This window comes from Pseudomonas sp. NPDC089734, from assembly GCF_044748865.1.
Classification (GTDB): Bacteria; Pseudomonadota; Gammaproteobacteria; order Pseudomonadales; family Pseudomonadaceae; genus Aquipseudomonas.
The window spans coordinates 1-16,758 of record NZ_JBIVGV010000031.1 but is presented as its reverse complement, the minus strand read 5'-3'; the positions used below and the strand labels follow the sequence as shown (position 1 = coordinate 16,758).

The following is a 16,758-nucleotide window of genomic DNA, read 5'->3' as shown; positions in this document are numbered from 1 at the left end:
TATGAAGCCACCCGACATTACCGCTATGTGCTCAGCGCGGTGGACGGTCAGCAGGCCGAACAGGAGGTGACCGACGTCAAGGGCGTGAAGACCCGGACCCTGCTCGACGGGCTGAATCGGGTGGTGGAAGAGCGACGTGAGGATGCCGACAGCGGCAGTCAGGACCCCGGTTTGCGCCAGACGTACACCGCCACCTATGACACGCTCGGGCAATTGATCGAGGAGATTGAGCTGGACTGGCTCGAACAGGATGATCTGCCCTTGAAAAGCACCTATCAGTACGACGATTGGGGGGCGCAACGCAGTGTCACCGGCCCGGACCTGATCGAGCGGCACAAGGTCGAGGATCCCGTCAAACGCACCACCACCGAATGGCAGGCGGGGATGGGCAAGACGGTTACCGTGAACAATCTGTTCGACAAGCCCGAGTCGATCGAGCGTCTGGCACTGGACGGTTCGCGGATCAGCCTGGAAACCACGGTCTACGATGGTCTGGGGCGTACCTTCGGACAGGTGGATGCCTTGGGTAATGACCGGGAATTTGCCTATGACGCCTTTGACCGGCTGCTTTCCAGTCGCCTGCCTGACGATGCGCTGATCGAGCGTACTTGCGCCTTGCACAGTCGTGAAGATTTGCCTGTATCGATTGCGGTCAACGGTGTGGTGGTGGGTGAACAGGCATTCGATGGGTTGAAGCGCATGACAGGCTCGATCACCGGAGGGCGCGCCAGCCGCTACGAATATGTGGGGCCTCAGCTACAGCCAGGCAAGGTACATACACCTGCTGGAGAAACCATCGATTATGTCTACCTGCCGCCATTGGGCGAGCAACCCGTCCAGCGCAAGATATCGAGCAGTACGGCCGATTACACCTACGATCCCCAGAATGCCCGTCTGTTGAGCAGCAAGGAACAGGATCAGGAACTGGAGCGTGATTACTACAGCACTGGCGAGATCCGAGAGGAGAGAAGGCTGCTGGCCGGCGAGGTTTATGCCATGCAATACCGGTACAGCCTCAAGGGACGGTTGCTCGGTTATACCGACGTGCTGGGTCAGACCCAGACCTGTGCCTATGACGCCATGGGACGGCTCGAAAAACTTCATGCCGATTCTCTGACATCGACTTTTGGTTACAACGTCCAAGGCTTGCTCGACCGTATCGACACCGTGGAAGGCAATCAGAATCTGGGTGTTGCTCTGGAGTACGACGATATTGGTCGGGAGGTCGTACGCAGCTTTATCCTGCCGGGAGGGGACACGCAGACACTGACTCAGGCCTATGACGCTGCCAGTCATCTGGAGCGGCGCACCTTGAGTGAAGGCAGTACGCTGCTGCGGGACGAAACCTTCGCTTACGATTCCCGGGGGCGGCTGGAGTTGTACACCGCTACCGGCCCCCGTATGCCGCTGGACCCGCAGGGTAAGCAGGTCCAGAGCCAGACATTCAGGTTCGATGCCTTCGATAACCTGCTGAGTGTCGAAACGGTGTTTCCCGGTGGCCACAATACGGCCCTCTACGAATATGCCGGGCAAGACCCGAACCAGCTCAGTGCCGTGAGCAACAGTCACACCGATTATCCCGCCCGTCTTGAATTCGATTACGACGCCGACGGCAACCTGATCCTCGACGAGGCCGGACGGGCACTGACCTACGACGCTCTGGGGCGATTGCTCGCCGTGTCCGCAAACGATGGCTCGCCTGTGGTGGATTATGGCTATGACGCACAGGACAGCCTGATCCGCGCCAGCGAGGCCGGTGTCCAGGAGCAGCGTTTCTATCGAGAGGGGCAACTGGTGAACCGGTTGCAGGGCTCGCAGCCACGCACCTTTATCCGAAGTTTCGACACGTTGCTGGCCGAACGGCAGGGCGGCACAACAGCGTCGACATCACTGCTGGTAACCGATGCCAAGAATACGGTCATGGCCGAAGCGGATACAGACAAGGTCACGCCCCTCGACTACACCGCCTATGGTCATTTTGCAGGGCCCGGCCTGTCGGCCTTCAATGGCGAACTGCGTGAGCCCTCCACCGGCTGGTACCTGCTTGGCCAGGGCTATCGGGCCTATAACCCGGTACTGATGCGGTTTCATGGCCCCGATAGTCTGAGCCCGTTCGATCGGGGAGGGGTGAACCCGTATGCGTACTGCCTGGGGGACCCGGTCAACTATCTGGACCCGGATGGGCATTTGCCGAGGTGGTTGATGCCGTTCATTGGTATTGGGCTTTCGGCCGTCGGTATTGTTGTTAGTGTTGCCACGTTGGGGGCGGCGGCAACTGCGGCAGGTACTGGGATAGCTGCCGCTTGGGCTGCGATGAGTACTTCTGCACAAGCGTCGCTTGTAGTTGGGATTGCATCTGGAGTGACGGGTATTGCCAGTGGCGTAACCTCGGCTCTCTCCCCCGATTCCGGCACTGGAGATATTCTGGGATATGTTTCGGCGGGATTGGGGGTTGTGAGTGCCGTAGCAGGGATCGGGACTTATATACAGACAGCGGCTCATTCTTATAGAAAAGTTATAGCTGCAACCCCGCGCATTCAGGGAGCTCCGAACGTGATCACTGCAGGTCCCAGGGCTATTGATCCTGCCGTGGCAGTACCGGGTTTGCCCATGCCTGCGGATGAGTTCGTTACTGGGGCTCAATTGAATGCTGCGAGGAATGTTCGACTGGCGGCGAGTCAAGCGGCTTCTGTTCGATCAGATACCCGTATATCTGATCTGGAAAGTGTTTTCCTCGATAATCCCGAACGGATGTACCAAGTCATTAGGTCAGGAAACCAAGCCGTTAGAACTCTTAAGCCTGTGTCCTATAAGCCGCAGACAAATATCGCTGTCAATCCTGACTTGCTCTAGCTCTAGTAAGTCTTGAATAACGAAAAAAAGAGTTATCTCACAAGCTCATGCCCAAACACCTCTTGTACGAATCGGACCCGTTCCTCAGGTGTTTCCTGAATCCCCTGGCGCGCCAGCTCTTCAAGGTGCGCCTCAACCGCCTGGGTCCTGTGAGTCAATCCGCAGTTGTTGGCGATCTGGATGTTCAGGCCGGGGCGGGCATTGAGTTCCAGGATCAGCGGGCCTTTTTCCTGGTCCAGCACCATGTCGACGCCTATGTAGCCCAGGCCGCATAGCTCGTAGCACTGGGCGGCGAGTTTCATGAAGCCGTTCCAGTAGGGCAGTTGTACGCCGTCCACGGCATTGGTGGTGTCGGGGTGCTTGTTGATGATGCTGTTGAGCCAGGTGCCTTCGAGGGTCACGCCGCTGGCCAGGCCTACGCCGACGCCAATGGCACCCTGATGCAGGTTGGCCTTGCCGCCGGACTGGCGCGTCGGTAGGCGCAACATGGCCATGACCGGGTAGCCCATCAGCACGATGATGCGGATATCCGGCACGCCTTCATAACTGATGCTCTTGAATATCTGGTCCGGGATGACCCGGTATTCGATCAGTGCCCGGTCGCGATGCCCGCCCAGCGAATACAGCCCGGTGAGGATGCTGGACACCTGATACTCGATGTCCGAGTGGGTGATGATACGGCCCGACACCGTCCGATAGTGCCCCTCGAAACGGTCGGCCACCACCAGGATGCCGTCGCCGCCAGCCCCTTGGGCGGGCTTGATGACGAAGTCGCTGTGCCGATCGAGGATCTCGCCGAGCCGGTCGATTTCCTTTTCCGTTGAAATGACGCCATACATTTCCGGCACATGAATACCGGCCTGCATGGCTCGTTCCTTGGTGATGATCTTGTCATCGACAATCGGGTACAGGCTGCGCTTGTTGTATTTGAGCACGTAGTCGGCGTTACGCCGGTTGATGCCCATGATGCCCTTGGCTTCAAGGGCTTTCCAGGTCTTCCACAAACCGATCATTTGGCGTCTTCTGTCTTGAGGAAGGCCTTGAAGCGCAGCAGTTCGGTCAGGCGATAACCACGGTACCTGCCCATTGCCAGCATGAAACCGACCAGCACCAGCAGCACGGCCGGGAAGGTGAACACGAAGTAGACCAGCTCCGGCACGGTCATGATCAGGTGCGCCAGGGAGGCGGCGAACAGCGTGCCGATGGCCACTTTCAGGGCGTGACTGGCACCGCGCTCTTCCCAGGTGATCGACAGACGTTCGATGGTCATGGTCAGGATCACCATCGGGAACAGCGCCACCGACAGGCCTCGGTCCAGGCCCAGCTTGTGACTGAACAGGCTGATGGCCGCAATCAATACCACGACAAAAGTCAGGACCACCGACAGGCGCGGCAGCATCTGGAGCTTCAGGTGCTCAAGGTAGGAGCGCAGCGACAGGCCCAATGCTGTGATCACAGTGAACAGTGCGATGCCAAACCCCAACTGGGTTTCCCGGAAGGCCAGGGCGATCAGCACAGGGGTGAAGGTGCCCAGTGTCTGCAGGCCGACCAGATTGCGCAGGATCAGGATGACCAGCACGCCAATCGGGATCATCACCATGATCATGAAGGTCTGCTGGGTTTGCAGCGGCAGGCCGTACAGCGAATAGGAGAGAAAGTCCGAATCGGTGCTTTCGTCGGTCAGCTTGGCCAGCCGCATGGCATTCATTTCGCTGTTGTTGAGGCTGAAGCTGACCGTGGCCTTGCGACCGCCATCGATGCTGATCAGGTTCTCGTCGCCGGTCCACCACAGCAGGCGGTCATCCGGCAGGCCGGATTCACCGGTATCCGGGTTGAAATACAGCCACTCCTTGCCGTTGAAACTGCGCAGCCAGAGTTCCGGGTTCTGCGGCTGGTCGGCGATCAGGCGGATGGTGTGGATCTTTTCCATGGGCACGTGGGCCAAGGACAGCAGCAGTTCAGTGATCTGGGCCTTTTTCGCGGCTGAAGTGTCGCCGCCCAGCAGCAGCTTGGCGTTGTCGTCGTTGAGGTTGTTGACGCGCTTGATGGCCTCGCTGATAAAGGTTTCGACGTCCGCGGAGTGGCGACGAATGGGAGCGACCAGGGCCTCGGCCGCGATTTTCTCGGCGCCTGCTACCGGGATGCTGTCGCGGAAGATCGGGCCCTTGCTCTTGGGTTTGTCCGCACCGTAGCGCTTGGTCAGCACCAGCCGGTAATACAGCGTCTGATTGCCGTTGGCGCGGCGTGAAGACCAGGTCACCTTGCGATTGCCGTCGACGCGGTTGACGCTTACCCCGTAATTATTGGAAATGAAGCTTTCGTTGAGGCTGATGTAGTCCGTGGTCAGGGGCGGGACGAACATCTGGATCTTGATCGATTCCCGGCTGTTGGCCTGGAACTCCACCTTGGCGTCGATGTTCCACAGGTCGTCGGTTTCATCCTCGGTCAGCGGAATGCCGAGGATGACGATCTGATAGGCCGTGATCGCGATGCCCAGCGTCACCAGGAACGTGATCAGGAGTTTCAGATGAAGGGTAAGAGAGCGCATGTATTTACTCTGCGTTTTGAACGACGGAGGCACAGGCGGGCTTGCCCGCCACAAATTTAAGGCTTGGATCGACCAGCGCATCAAAGCGTTTGAGGGCATCGGAGCCAATCAAAAGCGGGTATTGGAAAGCACTTCGGTCGGTCAAGTTCACTTCTATGGTGCGTAAAACTTCACCCATGCAGATATCGAGACTGATCACCGGTCGGGCGCTGTATTTCTTCTCGTCGTCCGGGTCGACGTCGTCCGCCCGTCGCTTGATCTGACTGATGCGGGTCAGGGGCTGCTCGATAGGGTGGGTATGGCTGTTGTCGATGGCCAGATAGAACCTGACCCAGGTCTCGCCGTTACGTTTGAAATGCTTGATGTCACGGGCACTCAACGAAGCGGTCTTGGCGCCGGTGTCGAGTTTGGCGGCGACCTCAAGATCAATGTTGAGGAGTCTGGCGTATTCGTTCAGGCCATAGACGGTCTTGCTGGAGGCGGTGCATATGGCAGGAAGAAACAGCAGACACAGTAGCGTGGTGAGGAATTCGAGTCTCATAGGTCCTTGCGCGACAGGCGTAAACTTCAGGGCCGCAGCGCAGGCTTTCATCCCGACGTATCTGGCAGGCCGTATCCTTTGAAGTGCTGCACTCGGCAGATGCGGCGGGCATTCTAACATGAAGGTCTCGGGATGCCAGTCATCCCTGCCTGTCGTCCGGCTGCAGGTCATTAAAGGCTGTCAGGCTTTTCCGAATGATTGTCGACAATCCTGAGTTTTCCTTTGACGGGATCTGCTGCATTTACTAGATTTGTCGACATGTAACTTTAAAGGTGTCGACAATATGCGGAGTGCAGTCGAAGCGCCCGTGGCTTGCGCAGACGATTCGGAAACCCTGTCCGAGAACGTCTTCCGGCGCATTCAGGCGGCCATCGTCAAGGGTGAGATCGCCCCGGGCAGCAAGATCTCCGAACCGGAACTGGCCCGGACCTACGGCATCAGTCGCGGGCCGTTACGCGAAGCCATCCACCGCCTGGAAGGGCAGCGGCTGCTGGTGCGGGTTCCGCATGTGGGCGCTCGCGTCGTGTCACTCAGCCATGCCGAGATGATCGAGCTGTACGAGATTCGTGAATCCCTCGAAGGCATGGCCTGTCGTCTGGCAGCCGAGCGGATGACGGTCGAACAGATCGATGAGTTGCGTCAGGTTCTCGATACCCACGAGCGCGATGCCGCGTTTCAGGCCGGGCTGGGCTATTACCAGCAGGAAGGGGATTTCGATTTCCATTACCGGATCATCCAGGGCAGCGGCAACAAGACCCTCAGCCAGATGCTCTGCGGCGAGCTTTATCAATTGGTGCGCATGTACCGCATCCAGTTTTCCACCACCCCCAATCGTCCGCGCCAGGCCTTTGCCGAACACCATCGCATTCTGGATGCGATTGCCGATCGTGATGGCGAACTGGCCGAATTGTTGATGCGCCGCCACATCGGCGCTTCCAGACGCAATATCGAGCGCCATTACCAGGCGGCTCCCGACCGAGGTGAAAAATGAGTCACGACAATAAAACTCCCGGCCAGCGTTTCCGTGATGCGGTTGCCACCGAGCAGCCGTTGCAAGTGGTCGGGGCGATCAATGCCAACCATGCACTGCTGGCCAGACGAGCCGGCTTCAAGGCCATCTATCTGTCCGGCGGCGGGGTGGCGGCCGGCTCCCTGGGGCTGCCGGATCTGGGTATCACCGGGCTGGACGATGTGCTGACGGATGTGCGGCGTATTACCGATGTCTGCGATCTGCCCCTGCTGGTGGATGTGGACACCGGTTTCGGTTCGTCGGCGTTCAATGTGGCGCGGACCGTCCGGTCGATGATCAAGGCGGGCGCGGCGGCCATCCATATCGAGGATCAGGTGGGGGCCAAGCGTTGCGGGCATCGTCCCAACAAGGAAATCGTTTCGCAGCAGGAGATGGTCGATCGTATCAAGGCGGCGGTCGATGCGCGGACCGACGACAGTTTCGTCATCATGGCGCGTACCGATGCCCTGGCGGTCGAAGGGCTGGAGTCGGCGCTGGAGCGGGCGGCGGCCTGCATCGAAGCCGGGGCCGACATGATCTTTCCCGAAGCCATTACCGAACTGAGCATGTACAAGCAGTTTGCCAACCGGGCCGGCGTGCCGATCCTGGCCAATATCACCGAGTTCGGCGCCACGCCGCTGTTCACGGTCGAAGAGCTGCGCGGCGCTGACGTATCGCTGGTGCTCTATCCTTTATCTGCATTCCGCGCCATGAACAAGGCGGCGGAAAACGTCTATGGCGCCATTCGTCGTGACGGCACGCAAAAGCACGTGGTCGACACCATGCAGACCCGCATGGAGCTGTATGACGCCATCGACTATCACACGTTCGAGCAAAAACTGGACGCGCTGTTTGCGCAGAAGAAGGGGTGATGTGAGGTCATTCGCGAATGAATTCGTTCCTGCACGGTTTGCTGGAGCGGATTCATCCGCGAAAAAAACGAATTGCCAATTTCCGACAATTTCAAGAACTGGAGAATGCAATGGCTGAAGCAAAAGTATTGAGCGGTGCCGGCCTGCGAGGCCAGGTTGCCGGACAGACTGCCTTGTCCACCGTCGGGCTTGCCGGCGCGGGGCTGACCTACCGCGGCTATGACGTTCGGGAACTGGCCGCCGAGGCGCGTTTCGAGGAAGTGGCCTATCTGTTGCTGTACGGCGAACTGCCGACCCGCACACAACTGACCGCTTACATGGACCGCCTCAAGGGGCTGCGCGACTTGCCCCAGGCCCTGAAAGAGGTGCTGGAGCGCATTCCGGCCAGCACTCATCCCATGGACGTGATGCGTACCGGCGCTTCGATGCTCGGCACCCTTGAGCCGGAGCAGAGCTTCGAGCAACAGCGTGATGCCACTGACCGTCTGTTGGCGGCCTTTCCGGCCATCATGTGCTACTGGTATCGCTTCACCCATGATGGCAAACGCATCGATTGCGTGACCGACGAGGCCTCCATCGGCGGCCACTTCCTGCACCTGTTGCTCGACAAATCGCCCAGCGAACTGCATCGCAAGGTCATGGACGTCTCGCTGATTCTCTACGCCGAGCACGAGTTCAACGCCTCGACCTTTACCGCCAGGGTCTGCGCCTCGACTCTGTCGGATCTGTATTCCTGCATCACGGCGGCCATCGGCAGCCTGCGCGGCCCGTTGCATGGCGGTGCCAACGAGGCGGCCATGGAAATGATCCAGCGTTTCGGCTCGGCCGAAGAGGCGACCAGGGGCACGCTGGGCATGCTGGAACGCAAGGAAAAGATCATGGGCTTCGGCCATGCGATCTACAAGGAGTCCGACCCGCGTAACGAGGTCATCAAGGGCTGGTCGAAGAAGCTTGCCGACGAAGTGGGCGATACGGTGCTGTTCCCGGTATCCGAAGCCATCGACAAGACCATGTGGGAGCAGAAGAAACTGTTTCCCAATGCCGACTTCTACCATGCCTCGGCGTATCACTTCATGGGCATTCCCACCAAGCTGTTCACGCCCATTTTCGTCTGTTCGCGCCTGACCGGCTGGGCTGCCCATGTTTTCGAGCAGCGTGCCAACAACCGCATCATCCGCCCGAGCGCCGAGTATGTCGGTGTCGAACAGCGCAGTTTCGTTCCCCTCGAACAGCGCTGACCGGGGAAGGGGAGCCGCTCATGAGTTCCCCTCTCCATTTACCCATTCCGTGATCGAGTCTCTGTGCCATGAATGCTGAATACCGCAAGCCGCTCCCCGGTACCTCGCTGGATTACTTCGATGCCCGTGCGGCCGTCGAGTCCATCAAGCCCGGTGCCTATGACCTGTTGCCTTATACCTCTCGGGTATTGGCCGAAAACCTGGTGCGTCGCTGTGAGCCCGCGACCCTGAAGGCCTCGTTGAGCCAGCTCATCGAGCGCAGGCGGGACCTGGATTTTCCCTGGTTTCCGGCTCGGGTGGTGTGCCATGACATTCTGGGCCAGACCGCGCTGGTGGACCTTGCCGGGCTGCGTGATGCCATTGCTTCACAGGGGGGCGACCCGGCGCTGGTCAATCCGGTGGTGCCGGTGCAACTGATCGTCGACCACTCGCTGGCGGTGGAGTGTGGGGGCTACGACCCACAGGCCTTCGAGAAGAACCGGGCCATCGAGGACCGTCGCAACGAAGACCGTTTCCACTTCATCGACTGGACCAAAAAGGCGTTCAAGAATGTCGAAGTGATCCCGCCGGGCAACGGCATCATGCACCAGATCAACCTGGAAAAAATGTCGCCCGTGGTGCAGGTCCGCGAAGGCGTGGCCTTTCCCGATACGTTGGTAGGGACTGACAGCCACACTCCCCATGTCGATGCGTTGGGCGTTATCGCCATTGGCGTGGGAGGGCTGGAAGCCGAGAACGTGATGCTCGGGCGTGCTTCCTGGATGCGTCTGCCGGATATCGTCGGGGTTGAACTGACCGGTCGGCGTGAGCCGGGCATTACTGCCACGGACGTGGTGCTGGCCCTGACTGAATTCCTGCGCAAACAGAAGGTGGTGGGTGCCTATCTGGAGTTTTACGGCGAAGGTGCCTCGAGCCTGACGCTGGGAGACCGGGCGACCATTTCCAACATGGCGCCGGAGTACGGTGCTACTGCCGCGATGTTTTCCATCGATCAACAGACCATCGACTACCTGCGACTCACCGGGCGTGAAGACGAGCAGATCCGCCTGGTGGAACTGTACGCACGGCATACGGGGCTGTGGTCCGACAGTCTCGGGCAGGTCGAGTACGAGCGGGTGTTGAGCTTTGACCTCTCCAGCGTCGTGCGCAACATGGCCGGGCCGTCCAACCCCCATGCCCGGGTCGCCACCACGGAACTGGCAGCCAGGGGCATTGCCGGGCAGTGGCAGGACGTGCCGGGGAAAATGCCCGATGGGGCCGTGATCATCGCCGCCATCACCAGTTGCACCAACACCAGCAACCCGCGCAACGTGATCGCGGCCGGTCTGCTGGCCCGCAACGCCAATCGTCTGGGGCTGAGTCGCAAACCCTGGGTGAAATCATCGCTGGCACCCGGCTCCAAGGCGGTTGCGTTGTACCTGGACGAAGCGGGCCTGACTTCCGAGCTTGAGCAATTGGGCTTTGGTGTCGTGGCCTTTGCCTGCACCACCTGCAATGGCATGTCCGGTGCGCTGGAGCCGAAGATCCAGCAGGAAATCATCGACCGCGACCTGTACGCCACAGCTGTGCTGTCCGGTAACCGCAATTTCGACGGGCGCATTCATCCTTATGCCCGGCAGGCGTTTCTGGCCTCGCCACCGCTGGTGGTGGCCTATGCCATTGCCGGCACCATCCGTTTCGATATCGAGAACGATGTACTGGGGATTGCCGATGGCCGGGAAATCCGTCTGAAGGATATCTGGCCGAGTGATGAGGAGATCGATGCGGTGGTTCGTGCCTCCGTCAAGCCGGAGCAGTTCCGCCAGGTCTACATTCCGATGTTCGCCCTTGAAGAGGACAGCGGCTCCCGGGTCGAGCCGCTGTATGACTGGCGCGCCATGAGCACCTATATCCGTCGTCCGCCTTATTGGGAAGGTGCGCTGGCCGGTGAACGAACCCTCAAGGGCATGCGCCCGCTGGCGGTGCTGCCGGACAATATCACCACCGATCACCTGTCGCCCTCGAACGCCATCCTGCCCGACAGCGCGGCGGGCGAGTACCTGGCGAAGATGGGCCTGCCGGAAGAAGACTTCAACTCCTATGCCACGCACCGGGGCGACCACCTCACGGCGCAGCGCGCTACATTCGCCAACCCGCAACTGGTCAACGAGATGGCCGTGGTGGACGGCAAGGTCAAGAAAGGCTCGCTGACCCGTATCGAGCCGGAAGGCAAGGTGACTCGCATGTGGGAGGCCATCGAAACCTACATGGAGCGCAAGCAGCCGCTGATCATCATTGCCGGTGCCGATTATGGTCAGGGCTCATCGCGGGACTGGGCGGCCAAAGGAGTGCGTCTGGCGGGTGTCGAAGCGATTGCAGCCGAAGGGTTCGAGCGCATTCACCGGACCAATCTGGTGGGCATGGGCGTGTTGCCCCTGGAGTTCAAGTCGGGCACCAATCGTTTGACCCTGGGGATCGACGGCAGCGAAACCTTCGATGTGATCGGCCAGCGTACACCCCGTGCCACGCTGACACTGGTGATCCGGCGCCGTAACGGTGAGCAACTGGAAGTGCCCGTGACCTGCCGCCTGGATACCGCCGAAGAAGTGTCCATCTATGAAGCGGGCGGCGTGCTGCAACGTTTCGCCCAGGACTTCCTGGAATCTGCACAAGCCTGACACGTCCTGTAGGAGCGAATTCATTCGCGAACGGTTTTTCGCGAATGAATTCGCTCCTGCGGGGTTCACCCTTCAAGGAAATCACCAATGAAGCCACAGATCAGAATTCCGGCCACTTACATGCGTGGCGGCACCAGCAAAGGCGTGTTCTTCAATCTGCTGGACCTGCCTGAAGCTGCGCAGGTCCCCGGCGCTGCCCGTGATGCCTTGCTGCTGCGGGTGATCGGCAGCCCCGATCCTTACGAAAAGCAGATCGATGGCATGGGGGGCGCGACCTCCAGTACCAGCAAGACCGTCATTCTGTCGCGCAGCAGCAAGGCGGATCACGATGTCGATTACCTGTTCGGGCAGGTTTCCATCGACAGGCCTTTTGTCGACTGGAGCGGTAACTGCGGCAATCTTTCCGCGGCCGTGGGATCGTTTGCCATCAGTCAGGGCTTGGTGGACGCTGCCCGGGTTCCGCGCAATGGCGTCGCTGTCGTGCGTATCTGGCAGGCCAATATCGGTAAGACCATCATTGCTCATGTCCCCATGACGGACGGTGAGGTGCAGGAGACCGGCGATTTCGAGCTGGATGGTGTGACGTTTCCGGCCGCGGAGGTGCAACTGGAGTTTCTGAACCCGGCCGCTGACGAGGAGGGGGCCGGCGGGTCAATGTTCCCCAGTGGTCAACTGGTCGATGAGCTGCAGGTGCCAGGCATCGGCACGCTGCGAGCGACCCTGATCAATGCCGGCATACCGACAGTTTTCGTCAATGCAGCCGATCTGGGCTACACCGGCACCGAGTTGCAGGGCGATATCAATGGCGACCCCCGGGCGCTGGCAAAACTGGAAGCCATACGGGCTCATGGAGCCTTGCGCATGGGGCTGATCAGCCGTGTCGACGATCCCGAACTTCGCCAGCATACCCCCAAGGTCGCTTTCGTGGCCGCACCGGCCGACCATGTGTCTTCCAGCGGAAAAAAGGTCAGCAAGGAGAGTGTTGATTTGCTGGTGCGGGCCGTGTCCATGGGCAAGCTGCATCACGCCATGATGGGAACGGCAGCGGTGGCCATCGGAACGGCAGCAGCCATTCCCGGTACGCTGGTCAACCTCGCGGCAGGCGGAGGTGAGCGTGAGTCGGTGGTGTTCGGTCACCCCTCTGGAACCTTGCGTGTGGGTGCCCAGGCTCGACAGGAAGCAGGCGAGTGGTCAGTCACCAAGGCCATCATGAGTCGCAGTGCCAGGGTCTTGATGGAAGGATGGGTGCGGGTCCCGCAATAAGAGGGGAAACCTTCAGTTGTCATGGAGTGGCCATGGAAGGCGGCTCGCTATTCTTTTATATGAACTCATGATGGCACTTTGAAATTACTTGATTGTGTTTTTCATACTCTCTGATGCGGCAGAAGGCATCACTTAAACGATAAAGTTATGAAGCCAGGCTGCGGAATCGGCAACGAGGTGAAACATTTTTCACTGGATATAAAAAGTTCATGCGGCGGGTGAAAAAGCAGGTTTTTTCCTCGAAAGGGTACGTGAGAAAACTTAATCGATTCACAACTTTGTGAAGCGTATATGACGAAAAGCATGTTCGGTTTATTGTCGATTCGAGGCGTTGTAGTTGTGGCTTGTCGAGTTTTTGACGTTGTTTTTTCAATGTGAATTGTGGGGGGGGTTTAGGTTTTTTCTTTGTTTTTCAAGGTGATGCAGGCATTTTTTAAGGTTTTAAGGCTGTTTTCTCAATGGCATCATGATCGGATATGAGAAAAGGCTGTATGCATAAAGACAGTAAGGATTGAAAGGTTATTGGCAAGCCAGGTTGTTGATTGTTGGCACTCGTACTTCGGTGTGAGCGCTGTTCATTTCTCTCCTGGAAACCCCGTCTAATCCCCGTCTGATAAGAATTTTTACTCTTTACATGCCGGTAGGAAGATTGCAAAGGGCTATTACGGCGGTATAGGATGCAAGCCGTTTTCATCGGGGCAGGATACTTTCGAGTAAGTATCGGTGGATTGCTCTAATGGTGTATGCCGTGTTTGCGAGTGGCGCAAGCGGATAGATCATCATCATTCAAAGGCCATGGATGTCCTACTCAAGCAAACTTTCGGCTCATTACCTCGAGCTCGCTAAAACCTCTGTTTCCAACGAGAGTTTTGCGGGTGAGGATGTTCGCTTTTCGGTTGAGTACGAGGCCCTGGAAAGCGAGCTGGGCAAGGCCCAGTCAGTCCATGAAAGCGGCCAGATCGACTGGCTGAAAATCCGCGAAAACAGCGAAGCGCTACTGCGTACCCAGTCCAAGGATCTGCGAGCGGCTGCCTGGTTGACCTGGGCGCTTTATCAACGTGAATCCTTCCCCGGATTGCTGGCCGGTATCGGCCTGCTGCAACACCTGTGCGAACACCACTGGAGCGAAATCCATCCTGGCAAGCCGCGTACGCGTGCTGCCGCGATCAGCTGGCTGGTGCCACGTCTCGAACAGGTGCTCAACGAAAATGTCGCGATCAAGGAGCAGCTTCCGCTCTTCCGTCGTCTGGTGGAGCATCTCGAAGGTCTCGATGCTGCGCTGACCGGGCACCTGGCGGACGATGCACCGCTCTTGCTGCCGCTCTGCCGCCGGTTGTCGAGCCTGGTCATGCGCGCTGCCGACAATCAGCCGGAGCCCGGTGTGGTCGGGGCCGCCGTGGCGCAGGTCAAGCAGGCCGCCACCCAGTTGTTGACCCCCGGCGCACCTGTCGAAAACGAGAGAGAGGCCCAGAAAGCGCTGCGTGGGTTGCAGGAAAACGCACGTCCTCTGGCAACCTGGTGGCTCAAGCAGAAAGCCACCGATGTGCGGGCCATACGGCTCGGCCGGACTCTCCTCTGGCTGCCCATCGAAGCGGTGCCCGAGCGCAATGCCGAGCAGATCACGGCTCTGCGCGGGCTGCCGGCCGACAAGCTCAAGTCTTATCAGGACCGCTTTGCCAACGGCCAGTACGCGGATCTGGTCATGGAACTGGAAGCCAGTCTTTCCAAGGCTCCGTTCTGGTTCGACGGCCAGCGTATGGTCTGGGAGTGCCTGCTGGAGCTGAACGCCGAGCACGCAATGCGTGAAGTGGAGATCCATTTCGCATTGCTGCTGCAACGATTGCCGGGTGTGGTGGAGCTTCGCTTCCACGATGGTGCGCCCTTCGCCGACCCGGCCACCCGCCGCTGGATCGGCACCAATGTGATGCCGCACCTGCAAAGTCCCGGCACGCCGCGCAAGGTGGAGGAGGTCGCTTCTACTCGCCCGGCATGGGAAGAGGCGCTGGACGAAGTCCTGCCGATCCTGCGCAAGGACGGCCTCAAGGCCGCCGTGCAGATTCTCAAGCAGGGGCTGCAGTCCGCCCGTGGTGGCCGCATGAAGTTTTTCTGGCAGTTCACGCTGGCGCGGCTGTGTTTCATGGCCAAGAAGTACGAGCTGGCCAAGACCCAGCTGGAAACCCTCGATCAAGAATTACAGAACTCAGGCTTGCACGCCTGGGAGCCTGATCTTGCACTGGAAGTGCTGCACCTCCTGCATAGCTGCTGTGAGTTGTTGCCGCAGAACCATGCAGTGCGGGAACGCAAGGAAGAGATTTATCGCAGGCTGTGCCACCTCGATCTTGAAGTGGTACTCGATTAGGCCCAAGGGCCACAACCGCAAGGAGAAAAGCCATGGCCAAAGAAGGCTCGGTCGCCCCCAAGGAACGCATCAACGTCACCTTCAAACCCGCCACCGGTGGGGCTCAGGAAGAGATTGAACTGCCGTTGAAACTGCTGGCAGTCGGTGATTACACCCAGCGTCTGGATGAGCGCAAGGTGGAAGACCGCAAACCGATCAGCATCGACAAGATGACCTTTGACGAAGTGCTGGCCAAACAGGAGCTGGGGTTGACCCTGAGCGTGCCTAACCGTCTGCAGGACGGTGTCGAAGGCGAAGAACTGGCTGTGAAGCTGCGCGTCAATTCCATGAAGGACTTCAACCCGGCCAGCCTGGTCGAACAGGTCCCTGAACTGAAAAAACTGATGGAACTACGTGACGCCCTCGTCGCCCTGAAAGGGCCGCTGGGTAATGCCCCGGCATTCCGCAAGGCCATCGAAGGCGTTCTCGCCGACGACGAATCGCGTACGCGTGTACTGGGTGAACTGGGCCTCGAAGCCCAGCCGCAGGACGCTTGAGCCCCATCAGCAAAGGAAGCAGAACCATGAGCACCAGTGCAGCACAGCAGAAGAGTAACGAGGCCGAGTACAGCATTCTCGACAGCATCATCGCCGAGACCCGCCTGACGCCTGACGACGAAGCCTATGACATTGCCAAGCGCGGCGTATCGGCTTTCATCGAGGAACTCCTCAAGCCACAGAACAACGGTGAGCCGGTCAAGAAGGCCATGGTTGACCGCATGATCGCCGAGATCGACGCCAAACTCAGCCTGCAGATGGACGAGATCCTCCATCACCCGGACTTCCAGTCGCTGGAGTCGGCATGGCGCGGCCTCAAGCTGTTGGTCGATCGCACCAACTTCCGTGAAAACATCAAGATCGAAATCCTCAACGTCTCCAAGCAGGACCTGCTCGACGACTTCGAGGACTCGCCGGAAGTGATGCAGGCCGGTCTGTACAAACACATCTACACCGCTGAATACGGCCAGTTCGGTGGCCAGCCGGTGGGCGCAATCATCGCCAACTACTACCTGTCGCCAAGCTCGCCGGACGTGAAACTGATGCAGTACGTTTCCAGCGTAGCCTGCATGTCCCACGCGCCGTTCATCGCAGCTGCCGGTCCGAAATTCTTCGGTCTGGAAAGCTTCACCGGCCTGCCTGACCTGAAGGATCTCAAGGATCACTTCGAAGGTCCGCAGTTTGCCAAGTGGCAGAGCTTCCGCCAGTCGGAAGACTCCCGCTACATCGGTCTGACCGTACCGCGCTTCCTGCTGCGTAACCCTTACGATCCAGAGGAAAACCCGGTCAAATCCTTCGTCTACAAGGAAACCGTTGCCAACAGCCATCATGATGAGCGCGCCGACCAGCAGGGTCCGGATGATCAGGTCGATTCCGAAGGCC

General features: G+C 59.1%; 12 protein-coding genes. 9 read left to right on the top strand and 3 right to left on the bottom strand.

The window, feature by feature from the left end:
- The coding region (locus tag ACIPY9_RS24080) for an RHS repeat domain-containing protein (RefSeq protein WP_400707638.1) at nucleotides 1-2,853 on the top strand (2,853 nt) is incomplete at its 5' end.
- Nucleotides 2,854-2,885: 32 nt separating this feature from the next.
- On the opposite strand, the gene ACIPY9_RS24075 is transcribed toward ACIPY9_RS24080, so the two are convergent.
- From ACIPY9_RS24075 to ACIPY9_RS24065, 3 genes are read right to left on the bottom strand one after another with little or no spacing between them, the layout of a single operon-like run.
- Nucleotides 2,886-3,863, bottom strand: coding sequence for an alpha-L-glutamate ligase-like protein (locus ACIPY9_RS24075; RefSeq protein ID WP_400707641.1), 978 nt, complete (start codon nucleotides 3,861-3,863; stop codon nucleotides 2,886-2,888).
- On the bottom strand, nucleotides 3,863-5,401 hold the full coding sequence (locus ACIPY9_RS24070; RefSeq protein WP_400707635.1) for an inactive transglutaminase family protein: 1,539 nt from the start codon (nucleotides 5,399-5,401) through the stop codon (nucleotides 3,863-3,865). Before ACIPY9_RS24070 ends, ACIPY9_RS24075 begins: the two co-directional genes overlap by 1 nt.
- Nucleotides 5,402-5,405: 4 nt before the next feature.
- Entirely contained in the window at nucleotides 5,406-5,942 is a 537-nt protein-coding gene (locus ACIPY9_RS24065) for an ATP-dependent zinc protease (RefSeq protein WP_400707632.1), read from the bottom strand.
- Between the two features lie 283 nt (nucleotides 5,943-6,225).
- On the opposite strand from ACIPY9_RS24065, the gene ACIPY9_RS24060 reads away from it, so the two are divergent.
- The 8 genes from ACIPY9_RS24060 to tssC form a co-directional block, all read left to right on the top strand.
- Entirely contained in the window at nucleotides 6,226-6,933 is a 708-nt protein-coding gene (locus tag ACIPY9_RS24060) for a GntR family transcriptional regulator (RefSeq protein WP_400707629.1), read from the top strand.
- Nucleotides 6,930-7,823, top strand: a complete 894-nt coding sequence (gene prpB / locus ACIPY9_RS24055; RefSeq protein WP_400707626.1) for a methylisocitrate lyase — start codon at nucleotides 6,930-6,932, stop codon at nucleotides 7,821-7,823. The genes ACIPY9_RS24060 and prpB overlap by 4 nt, the downstream gene beginning before the upstream one ends.
- Before the next feature lie 110 nt (nucleotides 7,824-7,933).
- Nucleotides 7,934-9,061 carry a 2-methylcitrate synthase gene (prpC, locus tag ACIPY9_RS24050; protein WP_400707623.1) on the top strand — a complete coding sequence of 376 codons (1,128 nt, stop codon included), beginning with the start codon at nucleotides 7,934-7,936 and terminating at the stop codon, nucleotides 9,059-9,061.
- Between the two features lie 68 nt (nucleotides 9,062-9,129).
- Nucleotides 9,130-11,718 (top strand): Fe/S-dependent 2-methylisocitrate dehydratase AcnD, encoded by a 2,589-nt coding sequence (gene acnD / locus ACIPY9_RS24045; protein ID WP_400707620.1) that lies wholly within the window; start codon nucleotides 9,130-9,132, stop codon nucleotides 11,716-11,718.
- Between the two features lie 87 nt (nucleotides 11,719-11,805).
- A complete protein-coding gene (gene prpF, locus ACIPY9_RS24040) occupies nucleotides 11,806-12,981 on the top strand; it encodes a 2-methylaconitate cis-trans isomerase PrpF (RefSeq protein WP_400707617.1) in 1,176 nt (391 codons plus the stop codon).
- A gap of 799 nt (nucleotides 12,982-13,780) precedes the next feature.
- Nucleotides 13,781-15,340 carry a type VI secretion system protein TssA gene (tssA, locus tag ACIPY9_RS24035; RefSeq protein WP_400707614.1) on the top strand — a complete coding sequence of 520 codons (1,560 nt, stop codon included), beginning with the start codon at nucleotides 13,781-13,783 and terminating at the stop codon, nucleotides 15,338-15,340.
- 32 nt (nucleotides 15,341-15,372) lie between these two features.
- Nucleotides 15,373-15,876, top strand: a complete 504-nt coding sequence (gene tssB / locus ACIPY9_RS24030; RefSeq protein ID WP_400707611.1) for a type VI secretion system contractile sheath small subunit — start codon at nucleotides 15,373-15,375, stop codon at nucleotides 15,874-15,876.
- Nucleotides 15,877-15,902: 26 nt separating this feature from the next.
- Nucleotides 15,903-16,758, top strand: an 856-nt coding sequence (gene tssC / locus ACIPY9_RS24025) for a type VI secretion system contractile sheath large subunit (protein WP_400707608.1), incomplete at its 3' end; no start/stop codon positions are given.

Coding starts and splice junctions, on each gene's coding strand:
- ACIPY9_RS24060 (WP_400707629.1), top strand. CDS start 6,226: ATGCGGAGTGCAGTCGAAGCGCCCGTGGCTTGCGCAGACGATTCGGAA.
- tssB (WP_400707611.1), top strand. CDS start 15,373: ATGGCCAAAGAAGGCTCGGTCGCCCCCAAGGAACGCATCAACGTCACC.
- prpF (WP_400707617.1), top strand. CDS start 11,806: ATGAAGCCACAGATCAGAATTCCGGCCACTTACATGCGTGGCGGCACC.
- acnD (WP_400707620.1), top strand. CDS start 9,130: ATGAATGCTGAATACCGCAAGCCGCTCCCCGGTACCTCGCTGGATTAC.
- prpC (WP_400707623.1), top strand. CDS start 7,934: ATGGCTGAAGCAAAAGTATTGAGCGGTGCCGGCCTGCGAGGCCAGGTT.
- tssA (WP_400707614.1), top strand. CDS start 13,781: ATGTCCTACTCAAGCAAACTTTCGGCTCATTACCTCGAGCTCGCTAAA.
- ACIPY9_RS24065 (WP_400707632.1), bottom strand. CDS start 5,942: ATGAGACTCGAATTCCTCACCACGCTACTGTGTCTGCTGTTTCTTCCT.
- ACIPY9_RS24070 (WP_400707635.1), bottom strand. CDS start 5,401: ATGCGCTCTCTTACCCTTCATCTGAAACTCCTGATCACGTTCCTGGTG.
- prpB (WP_400707626.1), top strand. CDS start 6,930: ATGAGTCACGACAATAAAACTCCCGGCCAGCGTTTCCGTGATGCGGTT.